This is a genomic window from Ruoffia tabacinasalis (genome assembly GCF_005864045.1).
GTDB lineage: Bacteria > Bacillota > Bacilli > Lactobacillales > Aerococcaceae > Ruoffia > Ruoffia tabacinasalis.
In genome coordinates this window covers 13,909-30,914 of the sequence record NZ_VBSP01000004.1, presented here as the reverse complement: position 1 = coordinate 30,914, position 17,006 = coordinate 13,909, and the positions used below count along the sequence as shown (strand labels likewise).

At 35.8% G+C, this 17,006-nt stretch carries 15 protein-coding genes; 10 read left to right on the top strand and 5 right to left on the bottom strand.

Annotation, left to right across the window (positions count from 1 at the left end; translation table 11 throughout):
• Nucleotides 1–10: 10 nt before the first annotated feature.
• The 3 genes from yidC to rpmH form a co-directional block, all read right to left on the bottom strand.
• A complete protein-coding gene (gene yidC, locus FEZ33_RS02240; RefSeq protein ID WP_138403769.1) occupies nt 11–847 on the bottom strand; it encodes a membrane protein insertase YidC in 837 nt (278 codons plus the stop codon).
• 9 nt (nt 848–856) lie between these two features.
• Nucleotides 857–1,222 carry a ribonuclease P protein component gene (gene rnpA, locus FEZ33_RS02235; protein WP_138403768.1) on the bottom strand — a complete coding sequence of 122 codons (366 nt, stop codon included), beginning with the start codon at nt 1,220–1,222 and terminating at the stop codon, nt 857–859.
• Nucleotides 1,223–1,402: 180 nt separating this feature from the next.
• Nucleotides 1,403–1,540: a 50S ribosomal protein L34 gene (gene rpmH, locus FEZ33_RS02230; protein ID WP_138403767.1), complete on the bottom strand. Its 138-nt coding sequence runs from the start codon at nt 1,538–1,540 to the stop codon at nt 1,403–1,405.
• Nucleotides 1,541–2,079: 539 nt separating this feature from the next.
• On the opposite strand from rpmH, the gene dnaA reads away from it, so the two are divergent.
• From dnaA to gyrA, 6 genes are all read left to right on the top strand, one after another.
• Nucleotides 2,080–3,417 carry a chromosomal replication initiator protein DnaA gene (gene dnaA, locus FEZ33_RS02225; protein WP_138403766.1) on the top strand — a complete coding sequence of 446 codons (1,338 nt, stop codon included), beginning with the start codon at nt 2,080–2,082 and terminating at the stop codon, nt 3,415–3,417.
• A 172-nt stretch (nt 3,418–3,589) separates the two neighbouring features.
• Nucleotides 3,590–4,738: a DNA polymerase III subunit beta gene (dnaN, locus tag FEZ33_RS02220; protein WP_138403765.1), complete on the top strand. Its 1,149-nt coding sequence runs from the start codon at nt 3,590–3,592 to the stop codon at nt 4,736–4,738.
• Nucleotides 4,739–5,113: 375 nt separating this feature from the next.
• Nucleotides 5,114–5,341 (top strand): S4 domain-containing protein YaaA, encoded by a 228-nt coding sequence (gene yaaA / locus FEZ33_RS02215; protein WP_138403764.1) that lies wholly within the window; start codon nt 5,114–5,116, stop codon nt 5,339–5,341.
• Entirely contained in the window at nt 5,341–6,462 is a 1,122-nt protein-coding gene (recF, locus tag FEZ33_RS02210; protein ID WP_138403763.1) for a DNA replication/repair protein RecF, read from the top strand. The genes yaaA and recF overlap by 1 nt, the downstream gene beginning before the upstream one ends.
• A 3-nt stretch (nt 6,463–6,465) precedes the next feature.
• Nucleotides 6,466–8,385, top strand: coding sequence for a DNA topoisomerase (ATP-hydrolyzing) subunit B (gyrB, locus tag FEZ33_RS02205; protein WP_138403762.1), 1,920 nt, complete (start codon nt 6,466–6,468; stop codon nt 8,383–8,385).
• A gap of 45 nt (nt 8,386–8,430) precedes the next feature.
• Complete coding sequence (gene gyrA / locus FEZ33_RS02200; protein ID WP_138403761.1) at nt 8,431–11,046, top strand: DNA gyrase subunit A; 2,616 nt, start codon at nt 8,431–8,433, stop codon at nt 11,044–11,046.
• Nucleotides 11,047–11,117: 71 nt separating this feature from the next.
• Here gyrA and FEZ33_RS02195 read toward each other — a convergent pair whose 3' ends face one another.
• Both FEZ33_RS02195 and serC read right to left on the bottom strand, forming a co-directional pair.
• Entirely contained in the window at nt 11,118–12,311 is a 1,194-nt protein-coding gene (locus tag FEZ33_RS02195) for a 3-phosphoglycerate dehydrogenase family protein (protein ID WP_138403760.1), read from the bottom strand.
• On the bottom strand, nt 12,308–13,408 hold the full coding sequence (serC, locus tag FEZ33_RS02190; RefSeq protein ID WP_138403759.1) for a 3-phosphoserine/phosphohydroxythreonine transaminase: 1,101 nt from the start codon (nt 13,406–13,408) through the stop codon (nt 12,308–12,310). Before serC ends, FEZ33_RS02195 begins: the two co-directional genes overlap by 4 nt.
• Before the next feature lie 236 nt (nt 13,409–13,644).
• Here serC and rpsF point away from each other — a divergent pair, with 236 nt between their 5' ends.
• From rpsF to FEZ33_RS02170, 4 genes are all read left to right on the top strand, one after another.
• Nucleotides 13,645–13,944, top strand: coding sequence for a 30S ribosomal protein S6 (gene rpsF, locus FEZ33_RS02185; protein ID WP_138403758.1), 300 nt, complete (start codon nt 13,645–13,647; stop codon nt 13,942–13,944).
• A 35-nt stretch (nt 13,945–13,979) separates the two neighbouring features.
• Entirely contained in the window at nt 13,980–14,534 is a 555-nt protein-coding gene (gene ssb / locus FEZ33_RS02180) for a single-stranded DNA-binding protein (protein ID WP_197104116.1), read from the top strand.
• Nucleotides 14,535–14,575: 41 nt separating this feature from the next.
• Nucleotides 14,576–14,809, top strand: a complete 234-nt coding sequence (gene rpsR / locus FEZ33_RS02175; RefSeq protein WP_138403756.1) for a 30S ribosomal protein S18 — start codon at nt 14,576–14,578, stop codon at nt 14,807–14,809.
• Nucleotides 14,810–14,990: 181 nt separating this feature from the next.
• Nucleotides 14,991–16,994: a DHH family phosphoesterase gene (locus tag FEZ33_RS02170; protein ID WP_138403755.1), complete on the top strand. Its 2,004-nt coding sequence runs from the start codon at nt 14,991–14,993 to the stop codon at nt 16,992–16,994.
• Nucleotides 16,995–17,006 lie beyond the last annotated feature (12 nt).

Genomic DNA, 17,006 nt, shown 5'->3' with positions numbered 1-17,006 from the left:
TTCGAGACTTCTATTTCTTTTTACTAGTGGCACGTCTTAATTGACGTTTTAATTCTCGTTGTTTTTCTTTTTCAGCTTCTGCTTTTGCTTCACGCTCAGCAATAATCTTGTATGGATTATTAAAGATAAATGTTTGAGCTAGTGTAAAGGCATTTGAAATTACCCAGTATAAAGCAATCGCACTTGGTAGTGTGAAACCAATTAATAAGATCATTAATGGTGAAACAAATGTCATACTTTTCGTCATAGTATTTTGCACAGGATTACTCTTCATTGAGAAGTATGTTGTTGCAAATGTTAATAGAGCAGCAATGACAGGTAAGACGAAGTATGGGTCAGGTTGACCTAAGTTCATCCATAAGAAGTTACCTTGACGTAATTCTTCTGTTCTTAAGATTGCTTGATAAAGTGCCATCATTACTGGTAGTTGAATTAACATTGGTAAACATCCAGCAAATTGATTTACACCGCGGTCTTGCATTAAAGCTTGTTGCTCTTCTTGCATTGCTTCCATTGAAGCACGGTCCTTGTTAGGATATTTAGCTTTAATTGCATCTAATTCCGGTTGCAGCTCTTGTGTTTTGCGCTGTGTTTTAATTTGCATTTGGAATAATGGTAGTAATAATGCACGAATAATTATCGTAAAGACTGCAATACCTAAAGGATAGCTACCACCAAATAAATTAGATAACCATAGAATCAGTTGAGATAAATTATAAATAATATAACGATCCCATAAACCAGTACTTTCAGCATTGACTGCCTCTTGTGTGGAACCACATGCTGTCAGAAAAACTACAAAACCTAGTAATACTAAGACTTTGAGCCATTTATTATATTTTTTCATTGACGCCTCCTACTTTTTATTTATTATTGGATTCTTTTTATCAAGAATCCCCGCTATATTCATAACGTGAATAATCGAGCTTTTTACTTCGTGGAAAGTCTTTGTTTGAATATCTTTTCGAGCGATCAAAAGAAAATCGATATCTGATTGTATCGCAGGCTCTAATTCTTGCAAAGCTTGTCGAATGTAGCGCTTAACTTGATTTCTTTCAACCGCATTCCCAATCTTCTTACCAACCGATAATCCGACACGAAAATGTGCTTGTTCAGGTTTCGGATAAACATAAAGCACTAACTGCCGATTGGCTACGGATTCCCCTTCACGAAATGCCCGTTGAAACTCATATTCTTTTTTTACACGATATTCTTTTCTCACAAACTTCCCTCATTCATCTAAATTCTTGACATTCACTGTCTTTCATTATAGCGAATTTTCTACTAAAAGAAAAACGGTTTCTGTCGTTTCATCTATATTAATACAAAAAAACAAGCATTCATCTAATCCAACGATCTTTTCGCGAAATTAGATGAATGCTTGCAATAAATATCATTATTATTATGCTGATATTTTCTTACGTCCTTTTAGACGACGTCTTTTTAAAACATTACGGCCGTTTTTAGTACTCATTCTCTTACGGAATCCATGTACTCTACTACGTTTACGTTTCTTTGGTTGATAAGTTCTTTTTGTCATGGTATACACCTCCTAAATGCAATATGTGTACAATACTCAAATATTTTATAGAAGTAAGGGATGATTGTCAAGTTATTAATTAATTATTTTTTTCAAATAAATTCTATTTGCTTTTATTTTACGTTATACATTTTAACATAAACACTGCAACTTATAAACAAACTTATCCACAACTAATTTTACCTTGTGCATAAGTTGAAATGTATATTTTTTTATCCACAAGTTTTTCTTTGAGTTATGAACATATCAACAAGGTGTTTATTGTGTGTATAATTTCACTCAGATTTAGTGCATAACTTTTTAGAATGTGATAAGATAGGCAAGTATTGAGACTAACTTATCCACAACTGGGTGTTGATAACTCTATTTTAATTCACTTATGCACAGTTCTTTTTCACCTGTTGATAACTCAAATGTGCATGAGTGCATAACTTATTTTTGTTTTTATAGCTTGTGGAAAACTCATAATATGCTAAAATTATTTTACTTATAATTATATGGTGAAATTTGTTTTCGGTAATTGAGAGGAATTGAATCTAATGGAAGAAAAAGAAAAATTTTGGAGGGATTGCCAGCACTATATAAGTGAACGCCTGTCCGATCAATCATTCGATAATTGGGTTGCACCAGTCTATCCAACTCGAATTGGAGATCAGACTATCACTTTAGCTGTACCAAATGCTCTAACCAAAAACTATTGGGAAAGACATCTATCTGGTTACGTCATTCAGTTTAGTCTTGAAGTGTATGGTTTAGAATATACACCGACTTTTGTAATCGTACCTGAAGATCAACGTGAATCGAATCAAGCTAAGAAAGTCGTACCTGAGGTCGAAGACACAGGTGAATTCTCAGAATCACAGTTAAACCCAAATTACGTGTTTGAGACATTTGTTATCGGTGAAGGTAATAAGATGGCTAATGGAGCGGCTTTAGCGGTCGTTGATTCGCCAGGAAAAACCTACAATCCTCTATTAATATACGGAGGCGTTGGTTTAGGTAAAACTCACTTAATGCAAGCAATTGGTAATGAGATCAAGCGCAAGCAACCCTCAGCAAGAATAAAATACTCTACCAGTGAATCTTTCATGAATGACTTTATTACAGCGATTCGTGATGGGTCACAAGCAGAGTTTAGAAGTATGTACCGTGAAATTGATGTTCTATTAATAGATGACATTCAGTTTTTATCTAAGAAAGATAAAACTCAAGAAGAGTTTTTCCATACATTTAATGAGCTTTATAATAATAATAAGCAAATTGTTCTAACGAGTGATCGTCTACCGAACAACATTACAAATTTGGAAGAACGTTTAATAAGCCGCTTTAAATGGGGCTTATCAACGGACATTACTCCACCGGATTTGGAGACACGGATTGCGATTCTTCGTAAAAAAGCGTCTAGTGAGCAATTAGATGTGAGCCCTGATACATTAACGTATATCGCCAATAACGTCGACACCAACATTCGTGAATTAGAAGGTGCTTTAGTGCGAGTGATTGCTTATGCAGCCATTCAAGGAAAAGAAATTGATACCGAACTTGCTGCCTCTGCATTACATAATATCATTAATAAAGGCGAAGCGAAGCCTCTAACACCTGATGAAGTTATTGATTACGTCAGTCGCTATTATCAAATCACCCCTGAAGACATTCGTGGTAAAAAACGAACTAAAAATATTGTCTTCCCGCGCCAAGTAGCGATGTATCTAACACGTGAATTAACGGAAATGTCTTTCCCTAAAATCGGAGAATACTTTGGGAATAAAAATCATACAACCGTCATTCATGCCTATGAGAAAATCACAGATGAGATTGAAACAGACATTCAATTGAAGAATGAAATCAATCAATTGAAGCAAAGACTTCAAAGATAAATTATTAACATGTGTATAAGTTGTGACTGAACTCTGGACTTATGCACATGTTGACGAACAAGCATTTTGGCTTACATTCATGCATCAATGATGATTATGCACAGAATTAACAGCCCCTACTACTACTATTACTTATTTATTAATATATAATATATATATAAGGAGTGACGATATGAAATTTACTATTGGAAGAGCAGCATTTACTGCACAATTAATTGACGTATCTCGAGCAATTCCCTCGAAAGCAACAATCCCTATTTTAACTGGTATAAAAATTACAGCGACAAAAGAAGGTATTACTTTAATTGGTTCTGACGCTGAGATATCTATTGAAAGTTTCTTATCAGTACAAGATGATTCTTTAGGTTTAGAAATTGAAGAAACTGGTAGTATCGTTGTAACAGCTAGAATTTTTAATGATATTGTACGAAAACTACCTACAACTAAAGTGACGATCGAAACAAATGAGCAATTCATATTAACAGCTACTTCAGGAGAAGCGATTTTCTCATTGAACGGTACAGATGGACAATCATACCCTCGCTTACCTGAGATTGAATCCGATCGTAAGATCAACTTACCAACGGTATTATTTAAAGAATTAATTAGTCAAACAATCTTCTCAGCATCAAATCAAGAAAGCCGTCCTGTCTTAACAGGGGTTCACTTAATGATGAACGAAGGTCACATTACAGGTGTTGCTACAGATAGTCACCGACTAAGTCGTCGCCAAATCCCTGTTGAATTTACAACGGATCAAGCTAACTTTGAAGCAATCACAATACCTAAGAAAACATTGAATGAATTAGAACGGATTGTTCAAGATGATCAAATGATTGAAATGATTGTGACAGAACAACAAGTTATCTTTTTAATTGATAATTTAACAATCTATTCTCGTTTACTTGAAGGGAATTATCCTGATACAGATCGTTTATTACCTTCATCACATACGACTGAAATTGTCTTAAACGCAGATCAATTCCTACATGCGATTGACCGTGCAAGTCTAATGTCACATCAAGGTAAAAATAACGTCGTTCAATTAGACATTACGGATGACAACATTGATTTATCTGTTCAAGGAAGCAGTTTAGGTTCCGCGAATGAATCAATCAGTGCTAAGTCAATCACAGGTGAACCAATTAAAATTTCATTTAACCCTGATTATATGAAAGATGCTTTACGCTCATTTAGTGGTGTTGACATTAATGTTGGCTTTACTTCAAGTGTCCGTCCTTTATTAATTTCGGCTCTTGAGAAAAGTGAAACACCTAACAATGAATTACTGCAATTATTAACACCAATTCGTACGCACTAATTTTGAAATGAAGCTCCTGTCTTATCTAGCCCAAGCGGTTAGTAAGATTAGGAGTTTTTTTATATTAAGTTGTCTGAAACGAGCAACTAAGTTATAATGAACTGTTGCGAAAATAAGTAGTTTCGCTTAGAAAAGTTATCCCCATGTGCATAACTTTTCTAAGCGAGAAGAATTATTTTAAAATTAGTTGCCAAACCAGTCATTTTCCATAAATACAAAAAATAGCCGGTTTTGGGTAAATGTTAAAAAATAAGCTTTTCTACCTAATAATGTATTTAAAAGCTAAAATGACGTAAAAATAGCTATTAAATTTGATGTTTAGACAATTTAAAGGTATAATATAAGAGAATAAATATGCTGATTGGGTGATAAAAAATGGATGAACGTGTAATAGAAATTACGACGGAGTATGTAACTTTAGGTCAAGTTTTAAAAATTACTGATATTATCCAAAGTGGTGGAATGGCAAAATGGTATTTAAGCGAATATTTTGTCTATGTAAATGATGAAGAAGAACAACGCCGTGGACGTAAACTACGCGAAGGCGATGTCATTGAATTCCCTCACGAGGAAGTAAAAGTATTCATTAAAAATAGAGATTAATGAAAGTAAAGCAACTACAACTAAAAAATTATCGTAATTATGAATTGCTTGACTTAACATTTAATGACGGCTTAACGATTTTAACTGGTGAAAATGCCCAAGGAAAAACCAATCTCCTTGAGGCGATTTTTTTGTTATCCATGGCAAAAAGTCATCGGACCAACCATGATAATGAGTTAATTCGTTGGGGTGAATCTTACGCTCAAGTTGAAGCGACAATTGAAACCAAAAATTATGACTTTCCTTTGTCACTGTCTTTAGGCCCTAAAGGTAAAATTGCTAAGGTAAACTATATTGAACAAGCAAAGCTAAGTCATTTTATCGGAAAATTAAATGTCGTTTTATTTGCACCGGAGGATCTTCAGTTAATTAAAGGCTCTCCTAGTTTGAGACGCAAATTTTTAGATTCTGAGTTGGGACAATCCCATCCAGTTTATCTACAAGCACTTCTTGATTACAATCGCATTTTAAAGCAGCGCAATCGCTATTTAAAAGAAAATGGCTACAAAAAACAATTCGATCCAGTTTATTTTGATGTGATTACGGACCAGCTCATCGAAAAAGCGGTTGAAATCATTACTTATCGAATTGAATTTGTAGAAGCTCTTGATGAACTTGCTCGCCCTATTCATAAGTCACTTTCAAATCAACGTGATATTTTGAGTTTGGAATATAAGAGCAGTACATCGAAGTTAGATTATGAGCAATTAGATACACTTGACCAACAATTCCATCGTTTATATGAGAATTCTCTCGAAAGAGAAAAAGAACGGGGCGTTACCGCTTATGGGCCCCATCGTGATGATTTGTATTTTTCATTGAATGAAAAAGATGCACAAAACTTCGCATCGCAAGGACAGCAAAGAACAATTGTCCTATCTTTGAAGTTAGCTGAGATTGAATGGCTAAATAATCGGATTGGAGAATATCCAATTTTACTATTAGATGATGTCTTATCTGAATTAGATGATAATCGACAACATATATTAATGAGCCAGATTGAAGGGAAAGTTCAAACATTCCTAACGACAGCTACAATTAAAGGGTTAAACCTGACACAATTAGAACATGCACAAATCTTGTATGTTGAAGATGGGCAGATTACCGAAGAAGGAGAGTAGAACATGCCAGATAATATTAATGAACAAAACTATGACGCGAATCAGATTCAAGTCCTTGAAGGTCTTGAAGCGGTTCGTAAGCGTCCAGGTATGTATATAGGAACGACAAGTATTGATGGTTTACATCACTTAGTGTGGGAAATCGTTGATAATTCAATTGACGAGGCACTTGCAGGTTATAGTGATCATATCGAAGTCGTTATCGAAGCAGATAATACAATTACAGTTACCGATAATGGTCGTGGAATTCCAGTAGATACTCAAGAAAAAACGGGTCGTCCCGCTGTTGAGACCGTCTTTACGATGCTTCACTCTGGAGGTAAATTCGGTGGGGGCGGTTATAAAGTTTCCGGAGGACTTCACGGGGTAGGTGCAGCAGTCGTAAACGCACTGTCTTCTCACTTATACGTCGAGGTTTCCCGTAATGGTAAAGTATACCGTGAAGAATTTGAACGCGGGAATATCGCGAAAGAATTGGAAATCGTCGGAACATCTGAACATACAGGAACAAAAGTAAACTTTAAAGCCGATCCAACGATCTTTACTGATACAACGGACTTTAAATACAATATCTTAAAAGAACGTATTCGTGAATTAGCTTTCTTAAATAAAGGTTTACGTATTAGTCTAGAAGATAAACGTGAAGAGCGTGAAGAATCAGATAGTTTCTTCTACGAAGGTGGTATTCAAAGTTTTGTTGAATATATCAATGAAGACAAGCAAGTTTTACATGAGAAACCAATTTATTTAGAAGGTGAATCTGACGGGATTCAAGTTGAGATTGCTTTACAATATACAACCGATTACGTAACTAAAATTCTATCTTTTGCTAATAATATTCATACCCACGAAGGTGGAACACATGAATCTGGGTTAAAAGCTGGATTAACGCGTGTCATCAATGATTATGCACGTTCAAATAACTTACTAAAAGACTCAGATGATAATTTATCTGGAGATGATACTCGAGAAGGTTTAACTATTGTATTGTCTGTTAAACATCCGGACCCACAATTTGAGGGACAAACAAAGACGAAACTTGGTAACTCTGAAGTTCGTACAATTACAGACCGTCTTTTTTCGTCTAATTACGAATCTTTCTTATTAGAAAATCCAAAAGTAGCAAAAATCATTATCGAAAAAGGTATTTTAGCTTCACGCGCAAGAAATGCGGCAAAACGTGCCCGTGAAATGACACGTAAGAAATCTGGCTTAGAAATTGCTAACTTACCAGGTAAGTTAGCTGACTGTTCAAGTCGTGATCCAGAAAAAAGTGAATTATTTATCGTGGAGGGTGACTCTGCCGGTGGATCAGCGAAACAAGGACGTTCAAGAATGTACCAAGCAATTTTACCCATTCGTGGTAAAATTCTTAACGTTGAAAAAGCGTCAATGGATCGTATCTTAAATAACGAAGAAATCCGTTCATTATTTACTGCAATGGGAACAGGTTTTGGTGCTGAATTTGATGTATCAAAAGCTCGTTATCATAAATTAATTTTGATGACCGATGCGGATGTTGATGGAGCACATATTCGTACGCTATTATTAACATTAATTTTCCGTTATATGCGTCCGTTACTAGAAGCGGGTTACATTTATATTGCTCAACCGCCTCTTTACCAAATTAAACAAGGTAAAAAAGAATTGTACCTTGATACAGACGAACAATTACGCAAATGGCAAGCAGAAAATCCAGATGCGCGTTACTCTCTACAACGCTATAAAGGTCTTGGAGAGATGGACTACGAGCAACTGTGGGATACAACAATGAATCCAGAAAATCGTCGCTTACTTCGTGTAACGATCGATGATGCTGAGATTGCTAACGATGTTATGGAAATGCTTATGGGGGACGAAGTTCCGCCACGTCGTGAATTTATTGAAGAAAATGCCGTTTATGTACAAAATTTAGATACATAATTACTACAACGTATCTATGTCTCATAAACAGAAAGGAATAAAAATATGAGTGAAATTTTCGGAGATAATCACCGCGAAATTGAATCAATTAATCTTCCAGATGAAATGCGAACGTCATTCCTTGACTATGCAATGAGTGTTATTGTCTCACGTGCACTTCCAGATGTACGTGATGGTTTGAAACCCGTTCAGCGCCGTATTTTATATGGGATGAATGAATTAGGAGTTACCCCTGATAAACCACATAAGAAATCTGCACGTATTGTTGGGGATGTTATGGGGAAATATCACCCCCATGGGGACTCAGCAATCTATGAAGCGATGGTACGTATGGCACAACCATTTAGTTACCGTCAATTACTCGTGGATGGGCACGGGAACTTTGGTTCAGTCGATGGTGACGGAGCAGCGGCAATGCGTTATACGGAAGCACGTATGTCGAAAATTGCCTTAGAAATGCTTCGTGATATTAATAAAGATACTATTGATTTTCAAGAAAACTATTCTCAAGAAGAAAAAGAACCCGTAGTATTACCTGCTCGTTTCCCTAACCTGTTGGTAAACGGTGCGGCTGGTATTGCTGTGGGGATGGCAACAAATATTCCGCCACATAATTTAGGTGAAGTCATTGATGGTGTGATTGCGCTAATGCACAATCCAGAAATTACTGTCGAAGAAATTATGGAACACATTCCAGGTCCGGATTTCCCAACGGGTGGTATTGTTATGGGGAAATCAGGTATTCGTAAAGCCTACAAAACAGGTAAAGGGAAAATCATTATCCGTTCAAAAGTAGACATTGAACCCATTGGTAATGATCGTGAACGTATTATTGTTTCAGAATTACCCTATGGAGTAAATAAAGCGAATTTAGTTAAACGTATTGCTGAATTAGCTCGTGAAAAACGAATCGAAGGTATTACTTATGCTAACGACGAGTCTGCACGTGAAGGGACACGTGTGGTTATTGAAGTAAGACGTGATGTTTCTGCCAGTGTTGTCTTGAATAACCTTTACAAATACACTCCAATGCAAGTGTCATTTGGTTTTAATATGCTTGCGATTGACGGTGGCGTACCTAAAGTCCTAGGTATTAAAGATATTCTTGATAAGTATTTAGATCACCAAATTGAAGTGATTCGTCGTAGAACTGAATTCGAGAAACGTAAAGCAGAAAATCGTGACCATATCTTACAAGGATTATTGATTGCTTTAGATCATATTGATGAAATTATTACGATTATCCGTTCATCTCGTGATGGTGAGACAGCTAAAACACAATTAATCGAAAATTACGGACTTACAGATGTCCAAGCACAAGCAATACTCGATATGCGTTTAGTTCGTTTAACTGGCTTAGAACGTGAAAAAATTGAGAAAGAACACAATGATTTACTCGCATTGATTGAACGCTTAACTGAGATTTTAAGTAACCAAGAGCGTATGTTTGAAATTATTGAAGATGAATTAACAGATTTAAAAACACGTTTTGGCGATGAACGTCGAACGGAATTACAAATTGGGGATTTAATGAACATCGATGACGAAGATTTAATCGATGAAGAAGATGTATTAATCACTTTAACTGCTAACGGATATGTGAAGCGAATGACTCAAGATGAATTCCAAGTTCAAAACCGTGGTGGACGTGGTGTTAAAGGTATGGGCTTAGGAGATAACGATGAAATTCAAACACTTGTCTCAGCTTCAACCCATGATACCCTATTATTCTTTACGAACCTCGGACGCGTATTCAGCCTTAAAGGGTACGATATTCCAGAATACGGACGTCAGGCAAAAGGTTTACCAATCGTAAACTTAATTAGTCTTGGTACTGGAGAAGTAGTGAAACAAATTATTTCAGTGAATAAATCAACCGAAGAATCTGGTCAATCTGATAGTTACTTATTCTTTGTAACGCGAAGTGGTACAGCAAAACGTACTGATTCATCAGATTATTATAATATTCGTCAAAATGGATTAATCGCAATTAACTTAAAAGAAGGCGATGAATTAGTCAATGTTATGGAAACAACGGGTGAACACAACATTATTATCGGAACACATAACGGAAACGCGATGACTTTCAATGAAAGTGATGTTCGTGTGATGGGGCGTACTGCCACAGGTGTCCGTGGTATTAAATTACGTGATGATGATTATGTTGTTGGATCTGATGTATTGACTGATGAGCACGAAGTCTTAGTTGTAACTGAAAATGGTTATGGTAAACGAACACCTGCTTCAGAATATACACCTAAAAATCGTGGAGGTCTTGGAGTGAAAACGTCCAATATCTCTGAGAAGAGTGGTAAATTAGCAGGTATCGTGACTGTTAAAGGTGATGAAGACTTGATGATTATGACTGATCAAGGTGTTGTAATCAGATCAAACGTTGGTGGTATTTCCCAAACATCTCGTGCTACCCTTGGTGTTCGTATGATTCGCTTAGATGACGATGCTATTGTTAGTTCGATCGCTACGATTCCAACAGCTGAAGAAGATGTTACAGAGGAAGAGGTCATTGAACATATTGATGACGTCAAAGTTGACCGTGAGTCGGTAACTTCCGAAGATGTTGAACTCAATGAAGAATTATCAGAAAGAATTTCAGAAGCAGTAGAAGATACTGAAGAAGAGTTTGATGAAGATAATGAATAATAAATGAACAAAGAAGCGACAAGCTTTCATCATTTGATGAGCTTATCGCTTCTTTTATGTGCTTATTTTTCTTAGTTTGTTGACGGTTTAAGATGTCGAACACGGACGACACCTTCGATATTTTCAAGTGCAATTTTATCATTTTCTTCGATATCATTGTCTAAATCAATCATTGTACAAGCCCAGCCATTGCGAGGTTTGTTCGTTAATCGGTTAATATTCAGATTGTGTTGAGAAAGTACATGAGTAATCTGACCAATCATGTTCGGAATATTACGGTGTAACACTGTTATACGGCAAACTGTTTGAATTGGACCAAAATTAATCGTAGGGAAATTCACTGAATGATGAATGTTTCCATTTTTTAAGTAATCCATTACTTGATCAATGACCATATTTGCTGCATTCGCTTCACTTTCAGGCGTTGATGCACCGAGATGTGGAATATTAATCGTATTTTTCATAGTTAATGTTTTTTCATCAGGGAAATCGACGACATATTTACCTATACTTCCATTATTAATTGCGTCTTCCAAAGCATTTAAATCCACTAAACCACCACGGGCACAGTTAATAATGATTTGACCTTTTTTGGCTTCAGCTAATAATTCTGCATTTAAATAATTTTTAGTACTGTCATTGTATGGAATATGTAATGTGATGTAATCACAGTTTTGCATAATATAATTAATATCATATTGAGTTTTTGTTGAGGGATTTAAGCCGAGAGCGTGTTGGACCGATAAGTATGGGTCATAACCGTAGACATCCATCCCTAAACTTAAACACATATTAGCAACAAGCACACCAATGGCACCTAAACCAATGATGCCAATTTTCTTATGGGCTAATTCGGGTCCAACAAATTGCTTTTTACCCGCCTCAACTTTTGAACCAATATCAGACTCGCCTATGAGTGTTTGTGTCCAATCTAAGGCCGATTCAATATTTCTTGAAGATATGATCAAAGCAGACAGAACTAACTCTTTCACACCGTTTGCGTTGGCTCCTGGTGCATTTGCAACAACAATTCCCCTCTCAGTCAATTCATCAATTGGGATATTGTTAACACCTGAACCTGCTCGTCCGACAAATTTTAAATTCTCTGGCAAATCCATTTGATGCATATCAGCACTTCTTACAATGATGGCATCCGCTTCAGAATCGCTATGATTTAAAGTAAATTCGTGTGTTAGCTTACTTAATGCATTGGCATCAATATTATTTAATGTTTTAATTTTAAATCTTTTTTCTGTATAGCTCATTTCGTACCTCGCTTATTATTATTTTCAAAGTCCTTCATAAAGTTAATGAGTGCATCGATACCTTCCATCGGCATGGCGTTATAGATACTCGCACGCATGCCACCGACTGATCGGTGCCCCTTCAAGTTATGGAGACCTTTTTCTTGGGCTTCTTTAGCGAAAGCTTTATCTAAATCCTCTGAATCGGTTCTAAAAGTCACATTCATAATTGAACGGTTCTCTTTACGAGCTGTCCCTTGATAGAAATCACTTTGGTCAATGTAGTCATAAAGTTTAGCCGTTTTTTCTTTATTGATTGCTTCGATGGCTTTCACACCACCTTGCTCTTCTAACCAAGCAAATACTTGACCAGCTACATAAATAGCAAAAGTAGGAGGTGTGTTATACATTGAATCTTTATCAATTTGTGTCGCATAATCGAGCATTGTAGGCGTGATATCTTGAGCCTTACCTACTAGGTCTTTACGCACAATGACAACAGTTAGACCCGCTGGTCCCATATTTTTTTGAGCTCCAGCATAGATTAGGCCAAATTTAGAGACATCATATTCTTCTGATAGAATATTCGAAGACATATCAGCGACTAAAGTAATATTGTCAAATTGAGGGAGTTCCTCTGGTTTAAAACGCGTTCCATAGATTGTATTGTTCAAACACAAATGTACATAATCAGCATCTGGACGGACATTAATAGCGTCATTATTCGGAATATAAGTAAAATCATCTTCTTCAGTACTTGCTGCGACTTGAATGTCACCGTAGCGAAGGGCTTCTTTATAAGCTTTTTTAGAGAAACTACCTGTTAAGATATAGTCAGCTTTACCTGATTGATTTAATAAATTTAATGGTACACTTGAAAACTGAGTTGATGCCCCACCTTGTAAGAATAAAATTTCGTAAGTATCTGGAATATTCATTAAGTTGCGTAATGACTGTTTAGCATTCGCATGAATTTCCATGTAGGATGGAGATCGGTGGCTCATTTCCATAACGGATAGGCCTTGCCCTTGGTAATTTGTCAGGTTTTTACTAACATCTTCTAATACTGAAACTGGCAGTGTAGACGGTCCTGCAGAGAAATTATAAATGCGATTCATCTCAAACGCTCCTTTTTTAATTAATGATATGATCATTATATCACAAAATAAATAAAAACTAAGGGGTTTATTAAAATAAGATGAAAATAATGTAAAATATCTCATAAAAAACTTTCAAATAAAGCTTGTAATCAAATGATGATAATTGTATAATTCATTGATGTGAGTATTTAACTATACTCTCCTTGCTCTAATAAATATTTAGGGCCATCAGACCAAAAGGAGGTGCAAGCCAAATGAGCCAAACAACAAAATACGAAATTTTATATATTATCCGTCCTGACTTAAACGAAGACGAGAAAAATGAATTAGTAGAACGTTTCGATGGTATCTTAACAGCAAACGGAACTACAATTGTTGAGTCGAAAGACTGGGCAAAACGTCGCTTAGCATATGAGATTAATGATTATAAAGAAGGAATTTATCATTTAATCACAGCTGAAGCTTCAGATGCTACAGGAATCAACGAATTCGACCGTTTAGCTGCGATCAATCGCGGAATCTTACGTTTTATGATTACTAAAGTAGAAGCTTAATTTGTTTCACGTGAAACACTTTGAAGGAGGATGTAATTGTGAACACAGTTCAATTAGTGGGACGTTTGACACGAGAAGTTGACTTGAAGTTTACTTCGTCAGGTATTGCAGTAGGTACTTTTACCATAGCCGTTAATCGCAATTTTACTAATCAACAAGGTGAGCGTGAAGCCGATTTTATTAGTTGCGTAATCTGGCGTAAATCAGCAGAAAACTTTGCTAACTTTACCCGTAAAGGATCTCAAGTTGGAGTCGAAGGACGTATTCAAACACGTAATTACGAAAACCAACAAGGTCAACGTGTCTATGTTACTGAAGTAGTTGTAGAACAGTTCCATTTATTGGAGCCACGTTCAGTTACAGAACAAAGACCTGCGGATACTAGCAACAATAATAGCAGTAGTAGTTATGGTGGCGGACAAAGTTATAACAATAACAACTCTCAAAACCAACAAAACAACTACAACAATAACCAATCATCATATCAAAACAATAATTCAAATAACAATAGTGGAGGATTCGGTAACTCACCATTTAACATGGAAGATGGCACGCCAGTTGACATCTCTGAAGATGACTTACCATTCTAATCTTTCAACATTCGTTTAAAATATAAAGGAGGATAACACCTATGGGACAACGTCGTGGTGGAAGACGCAGAAAAAAAGTATGTTTTTTCTGTGCAAATCATATTGATCACCCTGATTATAAAGACGTGGATTTAGTTAGCCGTTTCGTATCTGAAAAAGGTAAAATTTTACCTCGTCGAGTTACAGGTACTTGTGCTAAACATCAACGTACTTTAACTTCAACAGTTAAACGTACTCGTATTATGGCACTAATTCCATTTACAATTAAAGACTAATTTAATTAGCTGAGAGTAGGACCTTGTGTTCTACTCTCTTTTTTTATTGACGAATAACATAAATGTTTCACATGAAACTTTTAACTTATTTTCTAGAAAGTTAGTAAACTTCGGAACAATAGCATTAGAACATTGATTATGTTAAAATACTTAGTATATTATTAATTAGATGAGGTGAAATATGTTTAACAAAGAAAGACTTAAAGCATTCTTTGAACAATTTCATTCATTAGATATTAGTTGGCAAATTTATAGTTTAGTCATTTTATATACAATCATTATGCTTGCTGCATTAATGTTACGCTGGGAAATCGGTGTAATGCTTTTTATACTATTAATTGCAGTTGTCGTATTTTTTGTGTTTAATTATGAAAACTTTATTCGTAACTTAAGTACAATGGCGAGTCGCCTCTCTCAATCAGTACGAGGTGCACAGGAAGATGCAATGTACCGCTCTCCTATTGGAATCCTATTATATGGTCAAGATTCTAATCATCGCATTAAGTGGGTCAATCCAGCGATGCAACATTTGTTTGGATCGCAGGAGTTACTTGGAGAACCACTAGTATCTATAAATAAAGAGTTTGACAAAATGATAGCAATTGAATCTGATAAACATTGGCATACTGTTCCTTTTATGGACCGGTATTACCGTATATTACACCAAACAGATGTGAAAGCATTATATATGATTGATGTAACAGATGAAGTGTTGATTCGAGAACAAAAGAAATTCGATCAAGTTGTATTCGGTTATCTTTTCTTGGATGACTATAACGAGATTGTAGAAACACTCGATGATCAACAGGCAACCAATTTTGACTCTATTATATTGAATGATATCAATGAATGGGCTGAATCCTATGGCGTTTTTACTAAACGAATCAATGAGGAAAAATTTATTCTACTTCTAAACCAATATGTGCTTGATAAACTTGAAAAAGATAAATTTAAGTTTTTCGATGAGATGCGTGAACGCAATTCTTTAAGAAATATGCCATTATCAATTAGTATTGGCGTATCTTATCCAGATTCACCAAGTTATCGTATTGATGACTTATCAGACCAAGCACAACTTAACTTAGATTTAGCGCTTGGACGCGGCGGCGACCAAATTGTCGTTCGATCGCAGTCTGGTAAAGCAAGATTTTATGGTGGTAAGACAAATCCTACAGAGAAACGTACAAACATAAAATCACGACTAGTTTTTCAAGCCTTACGCACGTCAATTCAACAAGCGGAACAAATACTCATATCTGGCCATAAAACCCCTGATATGGACTCTATGGGCTCTGCAATAGGTATTTATAAGATTGTCAGATCCTTTGGGGTCCCAGCTCGTATTCTGATTAATGAAGATGAGTTTAATCAAGATATTCGTCAGTTATTGGCCTTAGATCAAGCTCGTTACTTATGGGATGAAGATATCTTCGTTAATAAAGAAGAAGCTGAAAAATATATGTCTGATGAAACTTTAATGATTTTAGTCGATCATCATCGTCCGTCATTAAGTGAAGCTGAAGAATTGATAAATGGACATGATGTGGTTATTATTGACCATCACCGTCGTGGTGAGGAGTTCCCAGAGCAAACGGTCCTGACATATATCGAACCTTATGCGTCGTCAACATCAGAGTTGATTACTGAATTCTTCATTAATATGCGTAATACGAATGAAGCATTAAATAAGTTTGAGGCAACAGCATTACTTGCTGGGGTGATTGTAGATACGAATAATTTCTCATCAAGAACAGGTTCAAGAACTTTTGATGTAGCAAGTTATTTAAAATCTCGTGGAGCAGACCGTGTTCAAATCCAACGCTTACTTAAAGAAGATTTATCAAACTTAATTGAGCGTAACAAACTATTAGAGCATACAAAATTTGTCAAAGATGGCTATGCAGTTATTATTGGACCTAATGAAGAAGTTTTTGATAATATAACAGCGTCACAAACTGCTGATGTTTTACTAGACGTTAAAGGTGTTGAAGCTTCCTTTGTTATCTACCGTAGAAGTGATTCTGTTGTAGGGATTAGCGCACGAAGTTTAGGAAGTATTAACGTCCAAACGATTATGGAAAGATTAGGTGGCGGAGGTCATTTATCGAATGCGGCGACGCAAATTGAAGATAAATCGACTGAAGAGGTCTATATTCAATTATCAGAAGAAATAAATAAAGAATAAGGAGGACTTTGA

Bases quoted from the DNA above. Each gene is read 5' to 3' on its own strand.
- yidC (WP_138403769.1), bottom strand. From the start codon at position 847: ATGAAAAAATATAATAAATGGCTCAAAGTCTTAGTATTACTAGGTTTT.
- rpmH (WP_138403767.1), bottom strand. From the start codon at position 1,540: ATGACAAAAAGAACTTATCAACCAAAGAAACGTAAACGTAGTAGAGTA.
- dnaA (WP_138403766.1), top strand. From the start codon at position 2,080: ATGGAAGAAAAAGAAAAATTTTGGAGGGATTGCCAGCACTATATAAGT.
- dnaN (WP_138403765.1), top strand. From the start codon at position 3,590: ATGAAATTTACTATTGGAAGAGCAGCATTTACTGCACAATTAATTGAC.
- yaaA (WP_138403764.1), top strand. From the start codon at position 5,114: ATGGATGAACGTGTAATAGAAATTACGACGGAGTATGTAACTTTAGGT.
- recF (WP_138403763.1), top strand. From the start codon at position 5,341: ATGAAAGTAAAGCAACTACAACTAAAAAATTATCGTAATTATGAATTG.
- gyrB (WP_138403762.1), top strand. From the start codon at position 6,466: ATGCCAGATAATATTAATGAACAAAACTATGACGCGAATCAGATTCAA.
- gyrA (WP_138403761.1), top strand. From the start codon at position 8,431: ATGAGTGAAATTTTCGGAGATAATCACCGCGAAATTGAATCAATTAAT.
- FEZ33_RS02195 (WP_138403760.1), bottom strand. From the start codon at position 12,311: ATGAGCTATACAGAAAAAAGATTTAAAATTAAAACATTAAATAATATT.
- serC (WP_138403759.1), bottom strand. From the start codon at position 13,408: ATGAATCGCATTTATAATTTCTCTGCAGGACCGTCTACACTGCCAGTT.
- rpsF (WP_138403758.1), top strand. From the start codon at position 13,645: ATGAGCCAAACAACAAAATACGAAATTTTATATATTATCCGTCCTGAC.
- rpsR (WP_138403756.1), top strand. From the start codon at position 14,576: ATGGGACAACGTCGTGGTGGAAGACGCAGAAAAAAAGTATGTTTTTTC.
- FEZ33_RS02170 (WP_138403755.1), top strand. From the start codon at position 14,991: ATGTTTAACAAAGAAAGACTTAAAGCATTCTTTGAACAATTTCATTCA.